We start from the raw sequence: 25,245 nt of genomic DNA on the forward strand, positions 1-25,245 counted from the left end.
CTGGAACGACGCATTCCTGCTCTCCGTACTCCGTCATATGCGATAGCCCTGCTCTGAAGAGGAGGGGGCTTTTCCATCAGTGCCTTAGCTCCCCCTCCTCTTCAGAGGAGGGGGTCGGGGGGTGGTGGAGGCCCAGCACCTCACTTCACCAGATCACCACCCTTGATCACATGCTCGACATGCTCCAGCACGCTGATGTCGGCCAGCGGATCGCCGCGCACGGCGATCATGTCGGCATAGTGGCCGGGCGAGAGCGCGCCGACGTCCTTGCTCCAGCCGAGCAGGTCGGCCGAAACCGTGGTGGCGGCCTGGATCGCCTGCATCGGCGTCATCCCGTAGCGGACCATGTACTTGAACTGGCGGGCATTGAGGCCGTGGGGATAGACCCCGGCATCGGTGCCGAACGAGAGCTTCACCCCGGCCTTCACCGCCTTGGCAAAGCCGTCGCGCTGGGCCTGGGTGGTCTCGTCGTTCTTGCGCAGCATGTCGGCGGGCCAGTGGTGGGCACGGCCATAGTCGGCGATATAGTCGCCATCATAGATATCCATGTCGAGCCACACGCCTTTGGCCTTGGCCATGGCGATGCCTTCATCGTCGATCAGGCTGGCATGCTCGATCGCCTTGACCCCGGCGCGCATCGCCGCCTTGATGCCCTGGGCGCCATGGGCATGGGCCGTGACCCACGATCCGCGCGCCTTGGCCACTTCGACCGCCGCGCGCATCTCGTCCTCGCTCAGTTCCTGCTGGCCCGGTTCGGTGCCCTGCGCCAGCACCGCGCCCGTGGCGATCAGCTTGATCGAATCCGCGCCATGCTGGAACAGCGCGTTGACCTTGCGCGTGGTGTCGGCCGCATCGGCCACCACCCCGGCGCGCATGTCGGCCGGCACTTCCACATCGGGAGCAAAGCCGGTCACTTCGCCGCCACCGCCGGGGATCGTGACATAGGCGCCCACGGCGCTGATACGCGGGCCGATCACATCGCCCCGGGCAATCGCATTGCGCAGTTCGACATCGGCATAGGCGCGGAAATTGCCGACATTGTGCACCGTGGTGAACCCGGCCATCAACGTGGTGCGGGCATTGCGCGCGCCGATATAGGCGATTTCCATGGCCGAATGGAGCAGCGGCTCTGCCACGTTTTCGGACTGGTCCACATCGGCCAGGTGCACGTGCATGTCGATCAGGCCGGGCAGCACGGTATAGCCGCTCCAGTCGATCACCTGGGCATCGGCGGGCACAGGTGCATCGGCGGTGACGGCCACGACGCGGCCGTTTTCCACGCGGATCAGGCGATGGTCGAGCACTTTGCCCGCTTCGGGATCGATCAGCCGACCGGCACGCACGTAGATCGTGTCGGCCAGGGCGGGTGTGGCACTGGCGCAAAGCGCGGCGAGCAGAAGCGTGCGGGTGAGCATGCCCCTTGCCTAGCGCGTCTGGCATCGCAGCGGGAGAGGCTTTCCGATCAGGTCATGCGGAAAACCTGGATCAGGCGGCCATTGGCCTTGGGGCCGTAATCGGGCGCCTTGATCGTGGGCGGGATCGGAAAGGTGAGCGTGGCGACGAACACGGATTCGCGCAGCCAGGCATATTTGCTGCCCGGCACTTCGAACGTCGGCAGCAGGCGATACTTCTCCTCGGTATAGCCCAGCCCCTTGTTGTGGATGATGATCTGCTGCCCGTCGTCGGTCTTGAGGCGGTAGAGCGCATCGACCACGACAACGCCATCGGGGCGGACCACCGGGAAATCGCCGCCACCGGGAATGACCGTGCCCCTGATCCCGCGACCGTGGAACACGCCGCCGATGATCGGCCAGACATCGTTGCGATAGCCGTCCGACGCGACCTGGTCCTGCGCGCTACCCATGTATTCGGGCTGCGAGCAGAACGGCAGGATATCCATCACCCATTCCAGGCCGACCTTGTCGTAGATCGGCGGGGCGCCTTCGGGCGGCAGCGGCGGCGCGGACGGTTCGTGCACGGCGGCACCCGTGGGCATCGGTGGCGGCGCGGGCGGTACCACGGGGGCGGCCAGCGCCCGCGTGGCAACAGCGGCCAGCGGCAGGCCGGCGCCGATCGCGCCCAGGGCATTGCGGCGGGAAAGCGTCATCAGTTGGCTCCTTCGGAAACAGGCAGGCCGAGGGGCGTGATGCCAGCGGCCAGCGGATCGGGCCGGCAAGGCTGATGCACCACGCTGCCACAGGCGGGGCGAGCGACGGGAATGCCACCCACCACGGCGCTGGCAGGCGCTTCGCCCAGCACCAGGCGCGAAGGATGTGCGGCATCGTGCAGCACGTCCAGCCGGGTGGGCACCGATTGCGGGGCAAACAGGTTGCCGCCAAACTGGCTGGGCGTGTCGATCCACAGGCGGATGCGCGAACCCTTGCGGAACACATGGGCAAACTTCTGGATCTCGATCCGCGCCAGCGCAGGCTTGCCGGGCACCATGGCTTCCATGGTTTCGGGCTTGTCGAGCGGCCAGGGGCGCAGCGGCGTGGACTTGGCCGGATCCTGCAAGCGATCCGACAGGCGCAGCCAGCCGCGCTGGACATATTCTTCCTGCCCGTCGGGCCGCACTTCGGTGAGCGTGACCTGCACATCGGCATCCGCGCCGCTGGCCACCATCCACAGGTCGACCGAACCCGAACCATAGCCGATGAAATCGGCCGAGAGCGCCGGGGTGGTATAGGCCAGTGTGGCCTTTTCCCAACCGGGCTTGAGCGGTTCCCAGCTATCGCGGGTGAATTCATGCTCCACCGCCGGGCCGCGCAGCGGATAGTCATAGGCATCGCTGCCCGCGCCGGCGGGCGCATCGGCCACCAGCTTGCCCCCGGCATCGAGCGCAAAGGCGCGCGGCGCGACCTTGAGCGGGAAAGTGTCGCTCTTGAGCGTGACGCCGGGCGTGAGGTTCTCGAAAATGCCCTGCGCGGGGCCGGTCAGCGCCGCTTCGGTCCACACCTGAACATGGGGCGTTGTGGTCTCGAACCCGTTGGCCTTGCCTTTGACAAAGCGATCGAAGAACGAAATCAGCTGCTTGCGGAAGCGGGTGGAGACATAGACATCGTGCGCGCCGTTGGTTTGCAGGAACCACAGCTTGGCCGGATCGAGCGTTTCCTGGTAATAGCCTTCGCGCGCGATCACCGCCTCGTCCTGGAACGCCTCCATCGAGAACACCGGCACCTGGATCTTGTGGGTGCGGGCAGCGATGTTGCGGATCTCGATATAGTCGTCGCGCACCGGGTGGCGGATCAGGATTGAGGGAACGCGGTTCTTTTCGGCGGTTTGCAGGTTCTGGTCGATCTGCGCCAGGCAGCGCTTGTCGCCTTCGGCCTGCGCGCTCTGCCTTGCGGCATCCCAGCGCGAATGGAGATAGCCCCACCAGCCATCGACGAAGCCGGGCGCGGGAATGCCACCAATGAACCAGCTATCCAGCCGGGCATCGCCCAGCACCATGCCCGGCGCGATGGCCTTGAGATGCGGGGGCTGTTCGGCGGCGGTCGAAATCTGCGACATGCCCGCCCACGACCAGTTGGCCATGCCGACCGAGCCATTGGCCCAGGGCTGGGTGGCGATCCATTCGATCGCATCGCGGCCATCCTGGCCATAGAGCATCGAGAGGAATTCGAATTGCCCTTCCGAGCAGGCCGTGCCGCGCGCGTTGACACCAACCACGGCATAGCCGGCCTGGACCAGCGAGCGATCGAGATTGACCGACATCGCGGTGTTGTCGTTCATGTAGGCCGCGCCGCCGATCGAGCCCGGGTCATAACCGCTGTAGTTGACGATGACCGGGAACGGCCCCCTGCCCTTGGGCAGCAGCGCCGAAAAGCGCAGCAGCGTGCCATCGCGGGTGGGCAGGTAGCCGGTAATGCGGCGGGCAAAGAACAGGGCCTGGTGCTTGACCGGCGGCGCGAGTTCATCGGGCGAGGTGCCGGTGCCGACAGGCACTTGCGCCTGGGCGAGGACAGCGGCTGGCTGGCTGAGCAGCAAAGCCGCACCGGCGGCCAGGGTGGCGCGGCCAGCACGCCGGGCGAAGCGGGGAATCATGGCAACCTCATCTGCAATGCAACGGAAGGCAGCCCGGCCGACGCTGCGATCCCAGATAAGAACTGTGATGGCCGATAGCATTCTGTCAACACGCCCCCACCGCCCAATGCCACGCATGATCAGTAATATCGTTTTAATTCATTGACTTGTCATCCGGTCACGCGACCGGTGCATTTTGTGCACGAGAGGGGGAGGCCGCGCACCTTCCATTTGGGAGATGCGCGCCGCGTTTTTGCCGTGGCGCCGCCGACAACAACGAGGCGCCGGGGTGTTTCGGCGCTGCGACACCTGGCACGGAGCGTCTGCGCACAGGGGGCGGTCGTCCTCTCGCCCGCGGGGCCATGGTAGACTTATATCCAACTGGCCTAGAGGCGCCCGAACGGCTAGCGTAAGCGAGCACATCATGACGGTCGCGCTGGGCGCGACAACGATATCGAGAGGGTTCCCGTATGGCCGAAGCCATCTATCCCGTTCCCGCCGACTGGGCCGAGACCGCCCTGATCGACGAGGCGCGTTACCTCGACATGCACCGCCGCTCGGTGGAAGAGCCCGATGCCTTCTGGGCGGAGGAAGCGCAGCGGATCGACTGGATCAAGCCGTTCACCAAGGTGAAGAACACCAGCTTCCACGAGGAAGACTTCGGCATCCGCTGGTTCGAGGATGGCACGCTGAACCTGTCGGCCAACTGCCTCGATCGCCACCTGGCCGAGCGTGGCGATACCGTGGCGATCCTGTGGGAGCCGGACAGCCCGCAAGACCCCTCGCGCGCGATCACCTATCGCGAACTCCACGCCGATGTCTGCCGCCTGGCCAACCTGCTGCTGGCGCGCGGGGTGCAGCGCGGCGACCGCGTGACGATCTACCTGCCGATGGTGCCCGAGGCGGCCGTGGCGATGCTCGCCTGCGCGCGGATCGGCGCGATCCACTCGATCGTCTTCGCCGGCTTTTCGCCCGACGCCCTGGCCGGGCGCATCCAGGATTGCGACAGCCGCGTGGTGCTGACTGCCGATGAAGGCCTGCGCGGCGGCAAGCGCGTGCCGCTGAAAAAGAACGTGGACGAGGCGCTGACCCACTGCCCTGCGGTCGCTACCGTGGTGGTGCTGGCGCGCACCGGTGCCGACGTGGCGATGCAGGACGGGCGCGACTTGCGCTGGGCCGAAGCGGTGGCTGCGCAGAGCGCGGAGTGCGCCCCGGCCGAAATGAACGCGGAAGACCCGCTGTTCATTCTCTATACCTCCGGCTCCACCGGCAAGCCCAAGGGCGTGCTGCACACCACCGGCGGCTATTCCGTCTGGGCATCCATGACGCACCAGTACGTGTTCGATTATCGCCCCGGCCAGATCTATTGGTGCGCGGCCGATATCGGCTGGGTCACCGGGCATTCCTATGTCGTCTATGGCCCGCTGGCCAATGGCGCGACCACGGTGATGTTCGAAGGCGTGCCCAATTTCCCCGATCCCAGCCGGTTCTGGCAGGTGGTGGACAAGTTCGGCGTGGAAATCTTCTATGGCGCCCCCACCGCGCTGCGTGCACTGATGCGCGAAGGCGACGACTGGGTACACAAGACCAGCCGCAAGTCCTTGCGCCTGCTGGGCAGCGTGGGCGAACCGATCAACCCGGAAGCCTGGGAATGGTATCACAAGGTGGTGGGCGAAGGCCGCTGCCCGATCGTCGACACCTGGTGGCAGACCGAAACCGGCGGGGCGATGATCACCCCCCTGCCCGGCGCCACCGCGCTCAAGCCCGGATCGGCCAGCAAGCCGATGTTCGGCGTGCAGCCCGCCCTGCTCGACAACGATGGCCTGGTGCTGGACGGCGCAACCGACGGCTGCCTGGTGATCGGCGATAGCTGGCCGGGCCAGATGCGCACCGTCTGGGGCGATCACGAGCGCTTTTTCCAGACCTATTTCACCACGTTCAAGGGCTGGTACTTCACTGGCGATGGCTGCCGCCGCGACGAGGATGGCTATTACTGGATCACCGGCCGCATCGACGACGTGATCAACGTTTCGGGCCACCGCATGGGCACGGCCGAGATCGAAAGCGCACTGGTGGCCCATGCCAAGGTGGCCGAAGCCGCCGTGGTGGGGATGCCGCATGCGATCAAGGGCCAGGGCATCTATGCCTATGTCACGTGCAATGCCGAAGTGGAGCCGGACGAGGCGCTGCGCCGCGAGCTGGTGGCCTGGGTGCGGCACGAGATCGGCCCGATCGCCACGCCCGACGTGATCCAGTTCGCCCCCGGCCTGCCCAAGACCCGCTCGGGCAAGATCATGCGCCGCATCCTGCGCAAGATCGCCGAAAACGACCTAGGCTCGCTGGGGGATACCTCCACGCTTGCTGATCCGTCGGTGGTGGACAACCTCATCGCCAATCGCCCGGTGCTCGCGACAGCCTGAGTCGCACCGCCTGGAAGCCCGGCCCCGCGCTGCTTTGCGCGCGGGGCACGGCATTGCCGACGGGCGATACAAAGACGTGAAGAGGCACCGCAAGCCAACGAGTCGCGCGCCGTTTCCGGCTGCGGACGCACGGAACCCGCGCCTGCGGTAAATAGCTGAATTGTGGGGAAAAGCGGCTCGAAGGGCCGCGGGACAGGTTCGCCCGGCGCAGGGAATTTAACGGCGTCCTCTCCCACCGCCGCGCCGGGCTTATCCTGTCTTATGCCGGATCATCATAGCGGCTCAAGCGAGACGCGCCAGCCCTAAAGTGCATACCTATTCTTTGACAAGATCTGGTGCAGTCTTGCAACACTTCAGGCTCACGCAAGCGCGCTGCTTGCGGCAGCGCATGGCGTTGTTCCGGCAAGGTCTTGCCGGTCAACGGCAGCTTAAGGCCGGGTTCCGCAATGGCGCGATGCGCAATTGTCCGCAGCCGGCCGTCCATCCAAGCTTGGCTGCCCATGCCGCACAGTGCCCGGCATGTGTTCTTCCCCGTTCCTTGCGCGGTCTGTGCGCCGCTGGTCCTGCCAGGCAGCTGCGTCTCTGGCGCTGGCAGCGCCTCTGGCCGTCCAGGCGCAAGAGGCGCCGCCGCCGCCCCGGCTGCTGGGCTTGGGCGCCAGCTATGTTGCCGACGCGCTGCATGTGGCCGATGGCGGGGTAGCGCGCGGCGGCGGGCTGGCGGCGCGGGCCGATGCCTGGGTAGACCTCAACGGTGCGGCGCTGGGCGTCTCGCGCCTGACCGCCCATGTCGACATGATCGCGGTACACGGGCCGGTCTTTTCCGATTCGTGGGCAGGCGATGCGCAAGGGATCAGCAGCATCCAGGCACCGAGCCGCCACCATCTCTACGAAGCCTGGGTGCGCTGGCAGGCGAGCGACAATGCCGCCCCGCTGGCCATCGCCACCAAGATCGGCCTGATCGACGTGAACACCGAATTCGACGTGCAGAGCGTGGGCGCGCTGTTCGTCCACGCCAGCCACGGCACCGGCGCGGAACTGGCGCAGAGCGGCCCGAACGGCCCCGGCATCTTTCCCATGGCGGCGAGCGGCGCGCTGGTCACCGCCAGCACGGCGGGCAAGTTGACCGTGCGGCTGGGCGCGTTCGACGCGCAGGCCGGCAGTGTCAACAACGATCGCCTGCCTGCGTTTCGCCTGCCGGGAACCACCGGCGCCCTGTTGATCGGCGAAGTGGAAGTGCCGCTGGGCCAAGGGGAACTGCAACTGGGCGTGTGGCGCTATACCCGCGCGATGCCGCGCGTGGACGACGATACGCGGAACGCGCGGTCCCATGGTGCCTATGCCCTGCTGGAAGGGCCGCTGGCACCGCACTGGCACGGCTGGGTAAGGCTGGGGCTGGCCGACGCGCGCAGCAACCCGATCAGTTGCTACCTGGGCACCGGCCTGGTGCGCGAGGCCGGCGCCTGGCAACTGGGGGTGGCCATGGCCCATGCCCGCCTCGGTGGCCGCGCCCGCGCCACGCTGCGCGCCGATGGCCTGGCCAGCGCCCACGAAACCGCGTTTGAACTCACCGCCGCCCGGCCGGTGACCGGTTGGCTGACCCTGCAACCGGAACTGCAATATGTGATCCATCCCGGCTGGGATCCGGCACTGCGTTCGGCGCTGGTCTGGGGCATGCGCTTCAAGCTGACCTGGTCCCGATAAAACGCATGCCAACCCGCCGCGCGGGCTGGAACGTTTCCGATCCTTTCGGGTAAGAGCCTGGACGGGAACGGACAAAGGATCGAGGGACGGATGGCCGACATCACGCGGCGCCGCGCGCTGGGCGGGCTGGCCGCCACGCTGGCGCTGCCGCAACTGGCACGGCCGGACAGCGCCTGGGCGGCCACGGACGGGTTGCGCGTGAAAACGCGCGCCGGCGTGGTGCGCGGGCGCATGGCCGAAGGCGTGCGGGTGTTTACCGGCATCCCCTATGGCACGGCCGCGCGCTTTGCCGCCCCCGCCCCGGCGCGACCCTGGACCGGGGAGTGGGACGCGACACGCCCGGCGCGCGCCGCGCCGCAGCCGCCGGGCATGGACCCGCTGTCCGCGATCCAGGCCGAGGATTGCCTCCAGCTCAATGTCTGGGCGCCGGCGGCAGCACCACGCGGCGCGCGCTATCCGGTGCTGGTATTCGTCCACGGCGGCAGCAACGAAACCGGCTGGAGCGGATGGGAGGTGATCGCCGGCAATCGCTTTGCCGCCCATGGCGTGATCTGCGTGACGCTGAACTATCGCCTGGGCGCGCTGGGTTTCCTGGAGCTGGGCCATGTGCTGGGCCGTGGCTATGCCGGCAGTGGCAACAACGGCCTGCGCGATCTGGTGCTGGGGCTGCGCTGGGTGAAGGACAACATCGCCGCGTTCGGCGGTGATCCCCGCGCGGTGACGCTGGCGGGCGAATCCTCGGGCGCGCGCAATGTCTGCGCGCTGATGGGCACGCCGGCGGCCGACGGGCTCTATGCCCGCGCCATGGTGTTCAGCGGCGGGGCGCACACGGTGCACACGCCCGAAGAGGCGGCGATGTTCGCCAGCGCCGTGGTGACGCGGCTGGGCGGCGCGGAGCGGCTGCTGGTGGCGCCCTTCCCCGCGCTGGTCGAGGCGCAAGTGCTGGCGCGGCGCGGCTGGCCGCGCAACCTGCCGTTCCGGCCCACGGTGGATGGCGCGTTCCTGCCGCAAGTGCCGCTGGCGCGGATCGCACAGGGCAAGGCGCCGCGCGTGCCATTGCTGGCCGGATCGAACGCCAACGAAAGCCGCCTGTTCCTGAACGAAGCGCAGGCAGCGCGCCCGCTATGGTCGCAAAGCGTCTCGAACGAGCCGATGACCCGCATGGCCGCGCTCAACCGCGCCTATGCCCGCGCCTTTCCCGAATGGACCGACGCGCAGCGCCACTGGCGCCTGCTGACGGCGGAAGAATATGGCATGCCGACCTTGCAACTGGCCGAGGCGCAGGCCGGGCATGGCGCGCCGGTGTGGCGCTATCGCCTGGCCTGGCCCGCGCCGGGCGGCCCCTACAAGGGGCACAGCCCCCACGTGCTGGACCTGCCGCTGACGTTCGACCATGTCACGCTGCCGTCGATGGCGCAGATGTTCGGCCTTTCCGCCGCCGACCAGCCGATCGCCGAAGCTTGGCACATGGCCATCGTCAGCTTCGTCAAGGGCGGCGCACCCGGATCGGCGGGCATGCCGGCCTGGCCGCGCTTCAACAGCCAGGCCCGCGCCACGATGGTGTTCGACCGCGTCAGCGTGGTGGAAAATGATCCCGACGCGGTGGAACGGCTGATCTGGCAGGACACCCCGCCAGAGCGACCTATCGCGGCAAGGCGCCGCTGAACCCGCCCACCCCGGCAATCGCCAGCACCGTGCGCCCGGCCAGCGCCGGCTCGGCAAAGGTCAGGCGCAGATAACGGGCCTGGACCGGCGCGGCAAAGCCGATGCGCTGCGTGGCCAAGGCATAGGCGATGTTGGAAAACTCGCCGCTGCCCTGGTCCTGCCAGGTCTGCCCATCGAGGCTGGTCTGGGCGCGATAGCCGCGCGGCGGCGTGGCATCGGCGGCCAGATGGCGCGGCGGGGTAAGGCTGAAGCCGCCCAGCGTGACAGCGCGGCCCATGTCGAGCGTGACCGCCGCCGGATGCGCGGTGGTGGGCAGGCCCTGCGTCCACAGCGTGCCGACATCGCCATCGAGCAGCGCTTCCCCGCCCGGCGCGCTGGCTTCCACCACGCGCCAGCCCAGCGTATTGAGCACGTCGCTGGTGCGTTCCGCCGGGGCGGCCACCGGCACCGGGGCCACGCTGCGGAACAGCGCGAACTCGCGGATCGCCGGGCAGGCCGGGGCATCGAGGATCACCAGGCGCACGCGCCGCGCGGCGATCGGCGCGGGCAGGCGCACCACGCGCTGCGCCCCGATGCAGTCCTTTTCGGCCAGCCGCTGCCAGGTGCCCCCCACTTCCGCCTCCACGGCAAAGCGGGTGACGCGCACCCCCAGCGGCAGGTATTCAGCGAGGCGGATCAGGTCGAACCGCGTGCCCGGCGCCAGATCGAGCGTCAGTGTGGGCGTGGTGACGCCATCGGGCGTGGACCAATAGGTTTCCGCGTTGCCGTCGAGCACGGCCGCCGGGGCAAAGCGCGGCCCGCGCACCGCGCTGGCATGGGCCACCGCGCCCTTGGCCAGATCGCGGGCAAAGGTGGCGCGCATCGCGTCACCGAACGATTTGAGCACCGCGACATCGTGATCGGCCAGGCGCCCGCGCTGGTCTGGCGGCAGGTTGAGATTGAGATTGGTGCCGCGCCCCACGGATTCGTCATAGAGCCGCACCAGCCGCTCGGGGCTTTTCACCTTGGTGTCTTCATCGGGGTGATAGAACCAGCCGGGCCGGATCGACACATCGGTTTCGGCCGGCCACCACAGCTCTCCGCCGCGCAGGCCGGCATTGCCCACGTCCTGCTCGTAGGGTTTGTTGGGCATGGTCGGCCAGCACGGATCGCCGGCCACGCCATCCTCGTTGCCGACCCAGCGGATATCCGCACCCAGCGGATCGAACGTGCAGGCATCGGGCTGCATCTGGTGGACCAGGGCAATGATCGAGGGCCAGTTGTAATAGCGCGGGGCATCGATGTGCCGCGTCTCGCGCGCGCCGCCGTAATAGCCATCACCGCCATTGGCGCCATCGAACCACACTTCGAACAGCTTGCCATAGCGGGTGCACAGCTCGGTCAGTTGCGCGCGGTAATAGTCGATATAGGCGGGGCGGCCATAGTCGGCGTGGTTGCGGTCCCACGGCGAGAGATAGAGGCCATAGGACAGGCCATGGCGGCGCGCGGCCTCGGCCATTTCGGCCACGATATCGCCCTTGCCGCCCTTGTAGGGGCTGTTGCGGATCGAATGTTCGGTAAGCTGCGTCTGCCACAGGCAGAACCCGTCATGGTGCTTGGCAGTGAGGATCACCCCGGTCATCCCGGCAGACTTGGCCGCCAGCACGATCTGGTCCGCGCTGAAATCGGTGGGGTTGAACCATGCGGGCTTTTCATCGCCAAAGCCCCATTCCTTGCCGGTGAACGTGTTCATCGAGAAGTGGACGAAGGCATACATGCCGCGCTGGTGCCAGCGCCACTGGCGCGGCGACGGCGTTGCCCCCCAGGGCTTGGGCCCACCGGCGGCAGCACCGGCGGCGAACGCGGGCGCACCACCCAGCAAAGGAGCGGCCGCGCCGGCGGCAGCCGAACGCGACAGGAAGCGGCGGCGGGACAAGTCCATGGGCAATCCTTGGGAAAAGCGCGAAGAAGGCGATCAGAGCGGGTTGGCGAGGACAGCAGGCAGGCGGTCGGCCAGCCCCACGATCATCTCGCCGAACAGGCCGTTGGCCCAGGCGAACCAACTGCGGGTGAACTGGGCCGGATTGTTGCAATCCACCGCTTCGTGCATGAACCCGGTGCCCGCGTCGGTATCGCGCAGATGGCGCAGCAGCGTGGCGATGACCACCGGATCGCTGGACGACAGGGCGCGCACGATCAGGCTCATCGGCCAGACCTGGCCCAGCCCCACGTGCGGCCCACCGATCCCCTCGATCGCGGTGCCCTTGAAGAAATAGGGATTGGCATCCGACCAGCAGGCATCGGCCGTGGCCAGCCACAGCGGATCGTCGGCCGCAACGCAGCCGGTATAGGCCAGGCCCAGCAGCGAGGGCACGTTGGCATCGTCCATGAACACCGCGTTGCCAAAGCCATCGACTTCATAAGCCCAGACCTGGCGCCCATCGGGCAGGCGCATCGTGCCCCATTTGAGCAACGCGACGGCCACTTCATCGGCCAGTGCGCGCGCCTCTGCCGCAAGGGCGGCATTACCCGCCGCGCCTTCGGCCACCAGCGCCATTTCGCGCAGGGTGGTGACGGCAAAGTGGTTGGCCGGGATCAGGAAGGGGTAGATGCAGGCATCGTCGGACGGGCGGAAGCCGCTGTGGATCAGCCCGACCGGCCGCGTCGGCGCGCCATAGCCATCGAGGCCGAGCGTCTCGGTCGGGCGGTCACTGCTGCGGCGGAAGCTGTAGGGGCCGCGCCCGTCCTTGCGCTGCTGTTCGCGAAAGGTGCGGACGATCGCCTGCTGCGCCGAAACCCAGATGCCGTCGAACGGGGCGGCATCCCCGCTCGCCTGCCAATAGCGATAAGCCAAGCGCATGGTCCAGCACAGCGAGTCGACCTCCCACTTGCGCTCGGCCACGCCGGTCTTCATTTCGGTCTGGTCTTCCAGCGCCCACGGCAGGTTGGTCTTGGCCGTGGCATCGCGCATGAAGGCGTTGGCATAGGGATCGAGCAGCACCGAACGCGCCTGGCGGGCAATGGCGCCGCGAAACAGCGTGGCGAGATGCGCGTCCTTGCGCACCAGGTGCACATAGGACAGCAACTGGGCGCTGCTGTCGCGCAGCCACATGCAGGGAATGTCGCCGGTGATGACGAAGGCATCGACTCGGCCATTGGCCAGGCCCAGTTCCACCGTGGTATCGAGCGTGTTGGGATAGCATGCGGCAAACATCGCGCGCAGCTTGGGATCGGCGATCATCGCCGAAACGCGGGCGATCTCTGCCTCCACCGCCGGGCTGGTGAAGCGGCGCTGCGCCTTGGGCGGGCGCGCGGCAAAGGCGGTCGGCGCGCCGGGCGTGGCCGGGGCCTGTGCAGCGGGAGTGGGCGCCGGCAGGGGTTGCGCGGCAATTGCCGGCACCGCCTGGGCGGCCACGGCGCCATGCGCGGTCTCGCTGCCCAGCAGGCCAGCCGTCGCCAGTGCCGCCGCGCCCTTGACCAGCGCCCGGCGATCGAGTGACGGGGCGTTGGCAACGGTGGCGTTGGTCGGTTCGGCACTCACTTGGGCATCTCCTGCGCTTGGCCGGCCAGAGTGAAGGTCACCCAGGTGCCTGGCCCGTCTCCCGGCTGGCCATCGCCGATCCACGCCTTGTAGCTGCCGGGAAGAACCCGGCGCGTGCCCCGGCGGTCCACCACCGAAAGGCTGCGCGGATCGAGCGTCAGCGTCACCGTCTGCATTGTGCCCGGTGCCAGGTTAACACGGGTGAAACCGGCAAGCTGGTGTTGCAGCACGGGCTCGGTCAGCACTGCATCGTGCGGCACGACCGGCGGCACGACATAGGCCTGGATCACGTCTTCCCCCGCGCGATCCCCGGCGTTGCGCACCTGCACCGAGAGCGTGACCGGGCTGGCGGTGTCGGCCGCGCGGACCTGCGGCGCGGCATAAGCAAAGCGGGTGTAGGACAGGCCATGGCCAAAGCCCCACAGCGGCTTGCCCGAGAAGAAGCGATAGGTCCGCTCCTTCATGCCATAGTCCACGAACGCAGGCAGATCGGTGGTGTGGCGATAGAACGTGACCGGCAGGCGGCCGGACGGATTGCTGGCACCCGAGAGCGTATCGGCCAGCGCCGTGCCGCCCGCCTCGCCCGGATACCACGCCACCACCACGGCATCGGCCAGGTTTTCGTCCATGGCCACCGCGCTGCCCGTGGCGAGCACGGCGACGACCGGCTTGCCCGTGGCGCGCAGGCGGCCGAGCAGATCGGCCTGAGGCCGGGGCAGCTCGATTTCCGAACGGTCCCCGCCGACAAAGCCGGGCACCTGCACTTGCAGCGCTTCCCCCTCCAGATCGGGCGAAAGGCCGAGCACCGCGACGATCACGTCGGCGTCCCTGGCTACGGCCAGCGCCCTGGCCTCTTCCGCCCCGGCGGGCGGCAGCCACAGCAGGCGCAGGCCTTCATCGTCGCCATAGTGGTCCAGATCGAGGCGGATCGGCTGCGGCGTACCATCGCTGGTGAGCGCGAATTCCTGGCGCGCGCCGCCCAGCGGGCCAGCGTGAAGCTGCTGCCCGCCCACCCACAGCGCCACGTCATCGTGGCGGTGGCAATCCTTCCAGCATTGCGGCGCATCGATCGCCAGGCGCCAGGCGCCAGGCCCCGGCGGCACCAGCATGCCACTCCAGCTTGCCGAGAAGCGCTGCGGGTCCAGCCCCTTGGGCGCGCTGCGGGTGAAATTGAAATCGATCCGGCGGTCCTGCCGGGCCAGCACCAGCTTTCCGGCAGCATCGCGGTATTCGCCCGCTAGCCCCGGCTTGCCGCCTGCGGAGAGCGCGGTTTCGGGCAGGATCACCGGCGCCCCTTCGGCCAGCACCGAGCCTTGCGCATAAGTCACGTGATCGGCGCCAAAGCGGGCGCGCAGCCCTTCGAGCGGGGTGACCGGCGCGGCGGCAGTGCCGTGGTAATTGGCCTCCAGCACGGCAAGGTCATCGGCATTGGCGCCGATCACCGCCAGCCTGACACCCGGCTTCAGGGGCAGCACGCCGCCGTTGTTCTGCACCAGCACCATGGCTTTGCGCGCGGCCTCCAGCGCCAGGGCGCGGTGATCGGGCGTGTCGACCTGGTCGGGCCTGATCCGCGCCCAGGGGTTGGCCTGGCCAAAGGCAATGCCCAGCCGGGCGCGCGCGGCAAGCGAGCGGGTCAGCGCGCGGTCCACCTCCGCCTCGCTCACCAGACCGCGCCGCACGGCTTCGGGCAAGGCGCCATAGGCGGTGCCGCAGTTGAAATCGGTGCCCCCCTTGATCGCCGCCGCTGCCGCTTCGGCCGCATCGAACGCATGGTGGTGGAACTGCCAGATATTGCCGATGGCATCGCAATCAGAGACGATGAAGCCATCAAAGCCCCAGTCCTTGCGCACGCGCTGGTTGAGCAGGGCGTCGCTGGCGCAGACCGGGGTTCCGGCAATCGCATTGTAGGCGCACATCAGCGACAGGGCATGGCCCTGCGTCACCGCCATGCGGAACTGCGGCAGATAGGTCCATTCCAGGTCTTGCGGGCTGACATCGACATCGAAGCTGTCGCGCCCGGCTTCCGGCCCGGAATGGACAGCGAGATGCTTGGCCGTGGCAATCACGCGCGGGTGGGCAAGGTCCGGTCCTTGCAGGCCCTTGATGAAGCCAACGGCCAGGCTGCCGGTCAGCAGCGGGTCTTCGCCATAGGTTTCCTGGCCCCGGCCCCAGCGCGGATCGCGGAAGATGTTGATGTTGGGCGACCAGATCGTCAGGCCCTCGTAGATGCGGCGGTCGGCCAAGGGGCTTTGCGCATTGAACCGCGCGCGCGCCTCGGTGGAAATGACCGTGCCGACGCGCTCCATTAGCGCCGGATCCCAGGTGGCGGCCAGGCCGATCGCCTGCGGGAACACCGTGGCCACGCCATTGCGGGCCAGCCCGTGCAGCCCTTCGTTCCACCAGTCATAGGCAGGAAGGCCCAGCGCGGGATCGGCCGGCGCCGTGCTCTGCAACTGCGCCGCCTTGCGCTCCAGGCTCACGCCCTTGAGCGCGCTGGCGACCTTTTCATTCACCGGATCGGCATGCGCTGCCGTTGCAAGGGCAAGGCACAGGGCGGAAGAGGCAAGCAGCAAACGCATCAGTGGCTCCCGGCCAGCGTGCGCAGCACCAGGGCGCGGCGCAGGGCGGCATCCGGCGCGGCGCCGGAAATGGTCAAGGTGCGGCTTTCGCCGGGCAGCAGGTCGAACCCATTGTCATCGGCGGTGGCATCGAGCGTGCCGAAATCGAGCATCACGGCGCGGGCAAGATGGCGCGCGGTGATCGTCACCGTGCGCCCGTGCCATTGCACGGCAAGGCCCGGATCGGGATAGGCCATGGCCTTGGGCACCATGCGCTCCACGATCTGGCGCGACACGGTCTGGCCATCGCGCAGCAGTTCGGCCACGGCATAGGATGCGCCGGGCGCCGCCGCGCCAAAGACCTGGGCATCGGGCACGCGCCCCGCCTCGGTCACGCCATCGGCAGCCAGCGTGACATCGCCCTGCGCCGCGCCCAGCCGGGTGCCGTCCATGGCATAGCCGGTGAGGCGCCATTGCGCCGGCACCGGGCCTTGCGCGTCGGAGACCAGCGCCACGCGGGTCGCGTCGGCCTTGTGCTCGGCCACCACGGCCTGGGGCGCGAAGAAGCGCCGCGCGGCATAGTGCAGCAGTTTCCAGCGCCCGGCATGGTCGATGCTGGCCCACGAGATCGCCGGCCAGACATCGTTGAGCTGCCAATAGAGCGAGCCCATCGTCACCGGGGCGCAGGCACGATGGTGGCGCGCGGCCATGTCGATCGCCTGCATCTGGTTGACCTGGGTGAGATAGGCAAAGTCCGCCAGCCGCGCCGGGCCACTACCCTGTGCCGGGCGCAGCCGCGCATCGAGATAGAACGCCAAGCGGCTGTTGCCTTCGCCGGCCAGGAACTTCTGGTGCGCCTTCATCACGGGGCTTTGCGGGTCCGACACTTTCGGCCCGGCGAATTCGGCCATCGTCGCCATGCCGGGCATGGCCTGGAAGCCGTATTCCGACATGAAGCGCGGGCAGGAATCCAGGTAGTTCTCCACTGGCTTGGAGCCGGACCAGACATCCCAGAAATGGCGATCACCCGCCGCATCGGTATCGACCGGGCCTTGATAATCGGTGGAGGGCGAGCCGGGCCAATAGGGCGTCTGCGGGCTGTGCGCGGCCACGGCATCGCGCAGCACGCGATCGAACAGCACGGTCATGGCCGTGGCGATGCGCTCCTGCTCGTCAGGCCCCACGGCCTTCTTGAAATCCTTGCGGTCGGACCAGTTGGCCCAGCCCGACAGCACTTCGTTGCCGCCGGTCCACACCACGATCGAAGGGTGGCTGCCCAGCCGCGCAAGCTGCTCGTCCGCCTCGGCCGCGACGCTGGCGCGATAGGCCGGATCGGGCGGCGGCACGGCCCCGCCGAACATGAAATCCTGCCAGATCATCAAGCCCATGCGATCGGCGCTGTCGTAGAACGCATCGTCGAGGTAGGTGCCGCCGCCCCACACGCGGATCATGTTCATGTTGGCCGCCCTGGCATCGGCCAGCATGCGGTCCATCGTGGCGGCGGTGACGCGCGACGGGAAGCTGTCGAACGGGATCAGGTTGGCGCCCTTGGCAAACACCGGCACGCCGTTGACCTTGAAACCGAACGCGCCATCCCCCCGGATCAGTTCGACGGTGCGCAGGCCCACCGTGCGCGCGGCGGCCTGCCCGGCCCCGGCGCCATCGACGATGCGCGCGGCGACTTTATAGAGCGGCTGCGCGCCCAGCCCCACCGGCCACCAGCGCTGCGGCGCGGGAATGCTGATCGGCACGGTCACCGTACCCGTGCCCGGATCGAGGGAAACCGTGCGCCGAACGGGCGGCAGCGCGGTGCCATCGGGCGTGGTCACGGCCAGTTCCACGGTCAGCGGCGCTGCGGCATCGGCCTCCACCGCCAGGCGCGCGGTCAGCCGCGCTTCTGTCGCGGTCAGCGCATCCTGCTGCACGTCAAGCCCGCCGATCCGCGCGCCGTCCCAGCCTTCCAGGCGAACGCCGTGCCACAGGCCGATGTTGACGATGCGCGGCCCCCAGTCCCAGCCGTACTGGTACTTGGGCTTGCGGATATAGGGGGAGGTCTGCACGCCCTTGGGCTCGTCGCCAAAGGCGGAATCGTATTCGCCGGGCAGCGGGTGCGCTTGCTTGAGCACCATCGGCTGCAAGGCGCGGATCGGCGAGGCGAAGCGCACCAGCACTTCGTTGGCGCCGGCATGGAGCAGGCCGCGCACCGGCACGCGCCAGGTGCGATGGGCATTGTCGGCCTTGAGCACCACCTGCCCGTTGACGCTGACCGTGGCAAAAGTATCGATCCCGTCGAACACCAGATCGAGATGGCCGTGGGCGAGCATCGCCGGGGTCACGTCCAGCGTGCGGCGCATGTCCCAGGCGGCCAGGCCGGCCCACTGGATCGCGCCTTCGTTGGTGCCGATGAACGGATCGGGCACGCGATGCTGTTCCACCAGCGCCTGCTGCACGGTGCCCGGCACCGGCACGGCAAACCACGCCGCCTCACGCGGGTGCGCCCTGGCGGCGGCATCCTCGGGCGCGACGCGCGCCTGCCAGCCGCTGTCGAGCGAGACACTGTCGGGCGCGGCCAGCGCGGTCTGGGCCACGCCGGTGAGCGCCAGCGCGGCAAGCGTGCCCCAGCGCTTCACTGCGCCGCCCCGGCCGGCTTGGCCGACCAGCGCACCTGCTGCACGGTGTAGAACGGCCCGGCGGGCGAGGCGGTAAACTGGAAGCACACGTCGCTTTCGTCCTTCAGGCCCAGTTGCGGCAGATCGGCCATCAGGGTGAACTGCTGCGGCGCCTGGGCCGGATCGGGCAGTGGCCAGGTGGCCAGCACCGTGGCGCCGGGCATGGGATCGTGTTCCTTGGCGCGATCGTCTGCCGCTTTTTCCGCTGCGCGGCACCCGGCCGAAACCACCAGTTCGCCATGGGGGCTGGTGGCATAGCGCGCGATCACCATGCGCTGATCGTGCGCCAGGCCATAGTTGCGCGGCAGGCGCGCCACGTCCACGGTGATCGCCCGGGCACGCGCCAGCGGGGCGTGATCATCGGCCACGCAGGCATCGAAGATGTTGACGTTGAACGCCGGGCCGTTGGTCTGGGCATCGGCATTGAGCGGCACGCGCAGCCCCAGCGCGCCGCGCGGGCAGGCCGAGAGGGCGCTGTTGGCCGTGGTCAGCAAGGCATCGCGCGTCACCTCGAACCGGCGCGGGGCGGACAGCGCCACGCCATCGGCGGCGAAATCGGCGGCCGTGATCACCGTGCCCGGCGCCACGCTGAGCGGCGCGGCATAGGCCCGCGCACGGGCCGTGGGCGCGCTGCCATCAAGCGTATAGCGGATCGTGCCATAGGGCGCCTGGGTGGCGAGCGTGACGCCCACGCGCTTGCCGTTGAACGCCGCGTCGAGCGCGGCACTGCGCGTGCCCGCCAGCTTGAAATCGACCGCCAACGCGCTGTCGGCCACTTCCAGGCCAGCGGCGCGCCACCGGCGCATCTGCGGATCGAGCCGGGCGAGGAAACCGGGGTAGTCCTTGGCCGCCTGCGGATCGGACCACACGCTTTCGGCCAGTGCGCCGATGCGCGGGAAGATCTTGTGCTGCATCTGCCAGGGCGTGACGATGTATTCCGACCAGGCATTGGCCTGCGCACCCAGCACATGGGCTGCCTTTTGCGCGTCGATCCCCTTGGGCATGGGATCATAGCGATAGACCGCTTCCAGCGTCTGGATGGCGATGCGCCCCGGCGGGGCATCGCCGCGATCGGACTGGAGATTGTCGAGGTAGAGGTTGGGCGCCGGACTGAGCACCACGTCATGCCCGGCATTGGCGGCGTCGACCGCGCCGGCCTCGCCGCGCCAGCTCATCACCGAGGCCGAAGCCGGCAGCCCGCCTTCGAGAATCTCGTCCCAGCCGATCAGGCGGCGGCCGTGCTGCGCCAGATAGCTGCCGAGCTGATCGATCATCCAGCTTTGCAGGCCGTTTTCGGTCTTGATGCCCAGGCCGCGCATCTGCGCCTGCACCTGCGGCGCGCGCTCCCACTGGTCCTTGACCGCTTCGTCTCCACCCAGGTGGATGAACGTGGACGGGAACACCGCCATGAGTTCGTCGAGCACGTCCTTGACGAAGGCCATGCCCTTGGGGCCCGGGTTGAACAGATAGGGATTGACCCCCCAGTCGCCCGAAACCGGCGGGGTGCCGCCCAGCACGCCGAGATCGGGATAGGCCGCGACCAGCGCCTGGGCATGGCCGGGCAGATCGATTTCGGGAACGATGGTGATGCCCCGCGCGGCGGCATAGGCCACCAGATCGCGCAACTCGTCCTGGGTATAGAACCCGCCGCTGCGCGGGCCTGGACCGTGGCCGGTATCGGGCTCGGTGCGCCAGGCACCAACCTGGGTAAGGCGCGGATATTTCTTCACTTCAAAGCGCCAGCCCTGATCGTCCGTCAGGTGCAGATGCAGCACGTTGAGCTTGACCGCCACCATGCCGTCGATCACCGCGCGGATCGAATCGAGCGGCTGGAAATGGCGCGCCGTGTCGATCATCAACCCGCGCCAGGCAAAGCGCGGCGCATCGGCCAGCGTCACGGCGGGCAGGCTGACCGCGCCTTTGCCCGGCGCCCCGGCGAGTTGCTCCAGGCTCATCGCGCCATAGAGCAGGCCGTGATCGCCCGGCGCCGTGATCACCGCGCCGCCCGGCGCCACGGTGAGCGCATAGGCTTCCTCACCCGTCTTTCCCGCCACTGCGCCGCGCACGAAGCGGACGGTGCCGACGTCGCCTTCCACCACGCGCAGGGTCAGGCCGTGCTGCGCGGCGAGGCGCGCGGCGAGCAGGGTGGCCGCTGCCCTGGCCGGCGCGTCGCCTGTCGGCACCGCCAGCGTGGCGCCGTCGGTCAGGCGCAACGTGCCCGGCTGCGGCGCGACTTGTGCCGGCCAGGGCACCAGCGGCAGGACCTTGCCCGCCATCGGCGCGGGCGCCGCAAGCGCGAGGGACGAGATGCCGAGGGCAAGGCTGGCCGCGAACACGGTCATTCCCGTACGCGCTTGCTGCATCCCGTTCGATCCTGCCGTTGCCATGCCGCGCGTCCCTGCCTCTGCTTGTTGTCACCCGATGCCGAGAGGTAACCAAAATATATCCAATACGACAACCGGTATTGTGTTGTTGCCGCCAAAAAAGCGTGACAGCCACGCATGGACTGCCTGCTAGGCCGATCCATGCGCCGCGATCCATTGCGGCAAAGACATGACCAATGTAAATCCTCTTGGCGAAACCGCCGAAGCCCCAGGATAGCGCCATGCCCCTTGCCGACAATCCCTCGCTGCGCGCTGCCCACAGCCATGGCCACAACCGCCTCCTGCCCGCATCGCGCCGCGCGCTGCTCAAGGGTGTGGCGGGCTGGACTCTGGCAACGGCGCTGGGCTGGCGCGCGCCGGGCGCCGCCCTGGCCCGCGCGGCACAGCCTGCCGCCGATCTCTACCCGCCCACGCAAATGCTGCCGGGCGGGTTGCGCCTGCCCGCCCCCCTACCCGGCGCCGCGCCGCGCCTGCCCGCCACCGAGCCGAACCGGCTGTCGCTGGACGAGGGCTGGCTGTTCCACGAAGGCGACATTCCCTTTCCCGAGCCGGCGGACCACAATGCCACCTACCTGTCGGTCAAGGCCGGCAATGCCGGTGGCGCCGCCGCGCTCGATTTCGATGCGTCGGACTGGCAGCCGGTCACGCTGCCGCATGATTGGGCGAGCGCCCAGCCGTTCGATGCCACAGCCAATGTCTCCCAAGGCTATCGCGCGCGCGGCATCGGCTGGTATCGCCGCCTGATCCGGCTCGATCCGGCGCTCAGCGGGCAGAAAATCGAACTGCGCTTCGACGGCATCGCCAGCCATGCCACGATCTGGGTCAACGGCAGCGAAGTGGCGCATAGCTGGTCGGGCTATACCGGGGTGACCGTCGATCTCACCCCGTTTGCCCGCTATGGCGACGATCTCAACTGGATCGCGGTGCGCGCCGATGCCAGCGTGCGCGAAGGCTGGTGGTACGAAGGCGCCGGGATCTATCGCCACGCCTGGCTGATCACGCGCCCGGCGCTGCACATCGCGGGCGATGGCGTGCATGGCCATCCCGTCCGTGCCACCGACGGCGCCTGGCAAGTGCCGGTCAGCGTCACGCTGGGCAATGTGGCCGATGCCCCGGCGCAGGCCGAGGTGCGCGCCCGCGTGGAGGATGCCCGAGGCCGCGTGCTGTGCCAGGGCAGTGCCAGCGCGACGGTCTCCGCGCTGGACCAGGCCACCGCCACGATGACGCTGACACCGGGCGCCGCCCCGGCGCTATGGTCGCCCGACGATCCGGTGCTGCACGATCTGGTAGTGGAGCTGGTGCGCGATGGCGCGGTGATCGACCAGCGCCGCCTCGCCATCGGCTTTCGCGAGGTGGTGTTCGATCCGGCGCGCGGCCTGCTGCTCAATGGCGTGGCGACCAAGATCAAGGGCGTGTGCCTGCACCAGGATCACGCGGGCGTTGGCGTGGCCGTGCCCGATGCGATCATGCTGTGGCGGCTGCAACGCCTGAAGCAACTGGGCTGCAACGCCATCCGCATGACGCATGGCGCCTGCGCGCGCGAAGTGATGGACTGGTGCGACCGGCTGGGCTTTCTGGTCATGGCCGAAAACCGCCTGTTCAACCCCGCGCCGGACTATCTCGCGCAACTGGAATGGCTGGTACGGCGCGACCGCAACCATCCTTGCGTGTTCGCCTGGTCGGTGTTCAACGAAGAACCGATGCAGGGCACCCACGCCGGCAAGGAAATGGTGCGGCGCCTGCATGCGGCGGTGCGACGGCTGGACCCCGCGCGCCCGGTGACGGCGGCAATGAGCGGCGGCTTCTTCAACCCCGAAAACGTCGGCCAGGCGGTCGATCTCATGGGCTTCAACTATTACCAGGGTGATTACGACCGCTATCACGCGCTCCATCCCGACCAGCCGATGCTGAGCAGCGAGGATACCAGCGCCTATGGCACGCGCGGTGCCTTTGCCAGCGATCCACAGGCCCATGTGATCACCGCGCTGGACAAGGAAGCGGCCGGGTGGGGCGCCACCCACCGGCAATCGTGGCAGGCCATCGCCGCGCGACCGTTCGTGGCCGGCGGATTCGTGTGGACCGGGCTGGACTATCATGGCGAGCCGACGCCCTATGCCTGGCCCAGCGCAGGCAGCTTCTTTGGCATCATGGACTTGTGCGGCTTTGCCAAGACCGCGTTCGGCATCCGCCAGGCGCAATGGCTGGACAGCGAACCGATGGTGTGGATCGATCCGCACTGGACCTGGCCCGGCCGCGAAGGGCAGGATATCGAAGTGCTGGCCCTGACCAACGCGCCGGCGCTGGAACTGCGGCTCAACGGCAAGGTGGTGGGCGCGGTGGCGCGCGCAGATCGCATCCAGGGCCACACGTTCCACATTCCCTATGCGCCGGGCCGGCTGGAAGCGCTGGCGCTGGACAGTGGCCGCGTGGTGGCGCGCATGGTCCACGAAACCACCGGCCCGGCGCGCGCGCTGCGGCTGACCCCGGCGCGGCGCGCGCTGGGCAGCGATGCCGCCGATGCCATGGCCGTGGCGATCGACGCGATCGACGCGCAGGGGCGCCACGTGCCCGTGGCACAGGACAGCGTGACGCTGGCGATCCGGGGTGGCGCGATCATCGGGCTGGGCAATGGCGATCCCAACAGCCACGAAAGCGAGAAAGGCAACCAGCGCCGCCTGTTCAACGGACTGGCCCAAGCCATTGTACAGGGAGAGGCGGGCCTGGCGCCGATGGTACTGGAGGCGCGCGCGCCCGGCCTGGCGCCGGCGCGGCTGGTCCTTCCCCGCGTGGCGCGCGAGGGGCTGCCCGCCGTTGCGCCCGAGCCGCCCCGGCAGCGCCTGGCGCGCTGGTTGCGCTCCCCCGCCCTGCCCGCCCGGCCCGATCCGGCACTGGCGCCCGCCTCCGGCGACAACAATTCGTGGGACAGCGTCAGCGGCAGCGACACGGCGCCGGGCGACGGGGCCTGGCGGCTCTATCGCACCACGCTAACGCCGTGGCGGGCAGTGGCGGCGCGGGGCGGACGCCTGCGCTTTGCCGGCGTGGCGGGCCGTGCGGAAGTGTGGCTCGACCGCGTGCTGCTGGCCCGCAAGGACAACGCCGCGCCTGGCCCTCTGTTGGCACAGGTGCCCCCCGGCGCCGGGCCGCGCACGCTGGTGGTGATCATCGCCGGGGCAGAAGGGATGCCGCAGGGGATGATCGGCCCGGTGGATCTTTCCCCAGAAAATACAATGCCTTTATAATACCACTTTACGCCGTTGCAGCAGCGAAGGCGGCCACGCGCGCCGTGTCGGTCTGGCGGCCGCGCCCGGCCTGGAAGCCCAGCTCGATCAGGCGCGCGTCGACGCAGGCCTTGGGTACCGGGCTGCGGCAAGAAGCGTGGAATTCACGCACGCCAACGGCCCGCAGTGCGGCAATGGCGCCCACTTCCAGCCCGCCGCCCGCCATGATCGCGATGCGCCCGCGTGCAGCCTCCACCAAAGCGGCAAAGCGGCCCACCGCTTCGCCCGCCCGCACCGCGCCGCCCGACGTGAGAATCCGGTCAAACCCCAGTTCCACCGCGATTTCCAGGCCTTCCAGCGGATCGTCGAGCAAGTCGAACACGCGGTGCAGCGTGAGCGAAAACGGTACGCCGCGCGCGGCTTGCAGATGCCGGGCATGATCCACCCATTCGGCCAGAACCGCGCGATCCAGCCCCTGGCGGCTGCCGCAGCCGATCACCGCGCCGGCCAGCCCGGCCTGCGCGAAATCGGCCAGATCGGCCCGCACCAGCGCAGCATCGCGCGGATTGTAGACAAAATCGCCAGGTCTTGGCCGCGACAGGGCATGGACCGGCAGGCTTTGTTCCGCCGCCAGCGCCAGCAGCGAGGCGGGCGGCGTCAACCCACCCAGATCGAGCGCAACGCACAGTTCGAGCCGGGCCGCGCCGCCTGCCCGGGCAGCGGCCATCCCCGCGCCATCTTCCACGCAGACTTCAAGCATCGCCGCATCCTTTTAGCGCTAAACCGATCCAGCGAATCACCGTCGCTTGATGTGGATTGGTTTTGGTCATGATCGGCTCGTCTTAAAAATTTTTCGGACTGAGGCCAATATGCCGCACTTCACGAAGGGCAGAAAAGCCGGAAATCCGCCCATTCTATCGATTTTTGCGCATTGTTTCAAAGGTCCCCGGCAGCATAACTCCGACAAGTTTTGGTAGACAGGCGGTTTCATTTAAGTGACATATTGCCCGGCGGCTGGACTTAGATTGGTTACACACCGGATCGAGGCAACGGCCGCACAGGGTGAACAATACCGTACCAGGGTTCA

At 68.5% G+C, this 25,245-nt stretch carries 13 protein-coding genes; 4 read left to right on the forward strand and 9 right to left on the reverse strand.

Annotated features, from left to right (window positions below):
• Nucleotides 1–140 precede the first annotated feature (140 nt).
• Genes IE191_RS07765 through IE191_RS07775 form a run of 3 tightly spaced genes read right to left on the reverse strand, consistent with a single transcriptional unit; the run spans nucleotide 141 to nucleotide 4,044 of the window.
• Nucleotides 141–1,415 (reverse strand): Xaa-Pro dipeptidase, encoded by a 1,275-nt coding sequence (locus IE191_RS07765; RefSeq protein WP_191323814.1) that lies wholly within the window; start codon nucleotides 1,413–1,415, stop codon nucleotides 141–143.
• A 47-nt stretch (nucleotides 1,416–1,462) separates the two neighbouring features.
• The gene (locus IE191_RS07770) at nucleotides 1,463–2,107 is read right to left on the reverse strand and encodes a DUF3237 family protein (RefSeq protein WP_191323815.1); all 645 of its coding nucleotides are present in this window, start codon (nucleotides 2,105–2,107) and stop codon (nucleotides 1,463–1,465) included.
• Complete coding sequence (locus IE191_RS07775; RefSeq protein WP_191323816.1) at nucleotides 2,107–4,044, reverse strand: CocE/NonD family hydrolase; 1,938 nt, start codon at nucleotides 4,042–4,044, stop codon at nucleotides 2,107–2,109. The genes IE191_RS07770 and IE191_RS07775 overlap by 1 nt, the downstream gene beginning before the upstream one ends.
• Before the next feature lie 449 nt (nucleotides 4,045–4,493).
• On the opposite strand from IE191_RS07775, the gene acs reads away from it, so the two are divergent.
• The 3 genes from acs (at nucleotide 4,494) to IE191_RS07790 (ending at nucleotide 9,809) form a co-directional block, all read left to right on the forward strand.
• Entirely contained in the window at nucleotides 4,494–6,443 is a 1,950-nt protein-coding gene (gene acs, locus IE191_RS07780; protein ID WP_191323817.1) for an acetate--CoA ligase, read from the forward strand.
• Nucleotides 6,444–6,992: 549 nt separating this feature from the next.
• Nucleotides 6,993–8,144: a carbohydrate porin gene (locus tag IE191_RS07785; protein ID WP_191323818.1), complete on the forward strand. Its 1,152-nt coding sequence runs from the start codon at nucleotides 6,993–6,995 to the stop codon at nucleotides 8,142–8,144.
• 90 nt (nucleotides 8,145–8,234) lie between these two features.
• Nucleotides 8,235–9,809: a carboxylesterase/lipase family protein gene (locus IE191_RS07790; RefSeq protein WP_191323819.1), complete on the forward strand. Its 1,575-nt coding sequence runs from the start codon at nucleotides 8,235–8,237 to the stop codon at nucleotides 9,807–9,809.
• Here IE191_RS07790 and IE191_RS07795 read toward each other — a convergent pair.
• The 5 genes from IE191_RS07795 to IE191_RS07815 form a co-directional block, all read right to left on the reverse strand.
• Entirely contained in the window at nucleotides 9,787–11,730 is a 1,944-nt protein-coding gene (locus IE191_RS07795; protein WP_191323820.1) for an alpha-L-fucosidase, read from the reverse strand. The genes IE191_RS07790 and IE191_RS07795 overlap by 23 nt on opposite strands.
• Nucleotides 11,731–11,763: 33 nt before the next feature.
• A complete protein-coding gene (locus tag IE191_RS07800) occupies nucleotides 11,764–13,164 on the reverse strand; it encodes a glycoside hydrolase family 125 protein (protein ID WP_229815203.1) in 1,401 nt (466 codons plus the stop codon).
• A 161-nt stretch (nucleotides 13,165–13,325) separates the two neighbouring features.
• Nucleotides 13,326–15,908, reverse strand: coding sequence for a glycoside hydrolase family 3 C-terminal domain-containing protein (locus tag IE191_RS07805; protein ID WP_191323821.1), 2,583 nt, complete (start codon nucleotides 15,906–15,908; stop codon nucleotides 13,326–13,328).
• Complete coding sequence (locus IE191_RS07810) at nucleotides 15,908–18,517, reverse strand: beta-mannosidase (RefSeq protein ID WP_191323822.1); 2,610 nt, start codon at nucleotides 18,515–18,517, stop codon at nucleotides 15,908–15,910. The genes IE191_RS07805 and IE191_RS07810 overlap by 1 nt, the downstream gene beginning before the upstream one ends.
• Nucleotides 18,514–20,919 carry a beta-N-acetylhexosaminidase gene (locus IE191_RS07815; protein ID WP_229815181.1) on the reverse strand — a complete coding sequence of 802 codons (2,406 nt, stop codon included), beginning with the start codon at nucleotides 20,917–20,919 and terminating at the stop codon, nucleotides 18,514–18,516. Before IE191_RS07815 ends, IE191_RS07810 begins: the two co-directional genes overlap by 4 nt.
• Nucleotides 20,920–21,161: 242 nt before the next feature.
• Between IE191_RS07815 and galA the strand changes: the two genes are divergently transcribed.
• Nucleotides 21,162–24,179, forward strand: a complete 3,018-nt coding sequence (galA, locus tag IE191_RS07820; protein ID WP_229815182.1) for a beta-galactosidase GalA — start codon at nucleotides 21,162–21,164, stop codon at nucleotides 24,177–24,179.
• A gap of 7 nt (nucleotides 24,180–24,186) precedes the next feature.
• Here the strand turns inward: galA and IE191_RS07825 are convergent, their stop codons facing one another.
• Complete coding sequence (locus tag IE191_RS07825; protein ID WP_191323823.1) at nucleotides 24,187–24,918, reverse strand: copper homeostasis protein CutC; 732 nt, start codon at nucleotides 24,916–24,918, stop codon at nucleotides 24,187–24,189.
• Between the last annotated feature and the right edge of the window lie 327 nt (nucleotides 24,919–25,245).

The sequence above is a fragment of the Novosphingobium pokkalii genome (genome assembly GCF_014652855.1).
GTDB classification, from domain to species: Bacteria; Pseudomonadota; Alphaproteobacteria; order Sphingomonadales; family Sphingomonadaceae; genus Novosphingobium; species Novosphingobium pokkalii.

Bases quoted from the DNA above. Each gene is read 5' to 3' on its own strand.
- acs (WP_191323817.1), top strand. From the start codon at position 4,494: ATGGCCGAAGCCATCTATCCCGTTCCCGCCGACTGGGCCGAGACCGCC.
- IE191_RS07815 (WP_229815181.1), bottom strand. From the start codon at position 20,919: ATGCAGCAAGCGCGTACGGGAATGACCGTGTTCGCGGCCAGCCTTGCC.
- galA (WP_229815182.1), top strand. From the start codon at position 21,162: ATGCCCCTTGCCGACAATCCCTCGCTGCGCGCTGCCCACAGCCATGGC.
- IE191_RS07825 (WP_191323823.1), bottom strand. From the start codon at position 24,918: ATGCTTGAAGTCTGCGTGGAAGATGGCGCGGGGATGGCCGCTGCCCGG.
- IE191_RS07765 (WP_191323814.1), bottom strand. From the start codon at position 1,415: ATGCTCACCCGCACGCTTCTGCTCGCCGCGCTTTGCGCCAGTGCCACA.
- IE191_RS07770 (WP_191323815.1), bottom strand. From the start codon at position 2,107: ATGACGCTTTCCCGCCGCAATGCCCTGGGCGCGATCGGCGCCGGCCTG.
- IE191_RS07795 (WP_191323820.1), bottom strand. From the start codon at position 11,730: ATGGACTTGTCCCGCCGCCGCTTCCTGTCGCGTTCGGCTGCCGCCGGC.
- IE191_RS07805 (WP_191323821.1), bottom strand. From the start codon at position 15,908: ATGCGTTTGCTGCTTGCCTCTTCCGCCCTGTGCCTTGCCCTTGCAACG.
- IE191_RS07790 (WP_191323819.1), top strand. From the start codon at position 8,235: ATGGCCGACATCACGCGGCGCCGCGCGCTGGGCGGGCTGGCCGCCACG.
- IE191_RS07775 (WP_191323816.1), bottom strand. From the start codon at position 4,044: ATGATTCCCCGCTTCGCCCGGCGTGCTGGCCGCGCCACCCTGGCCGCC.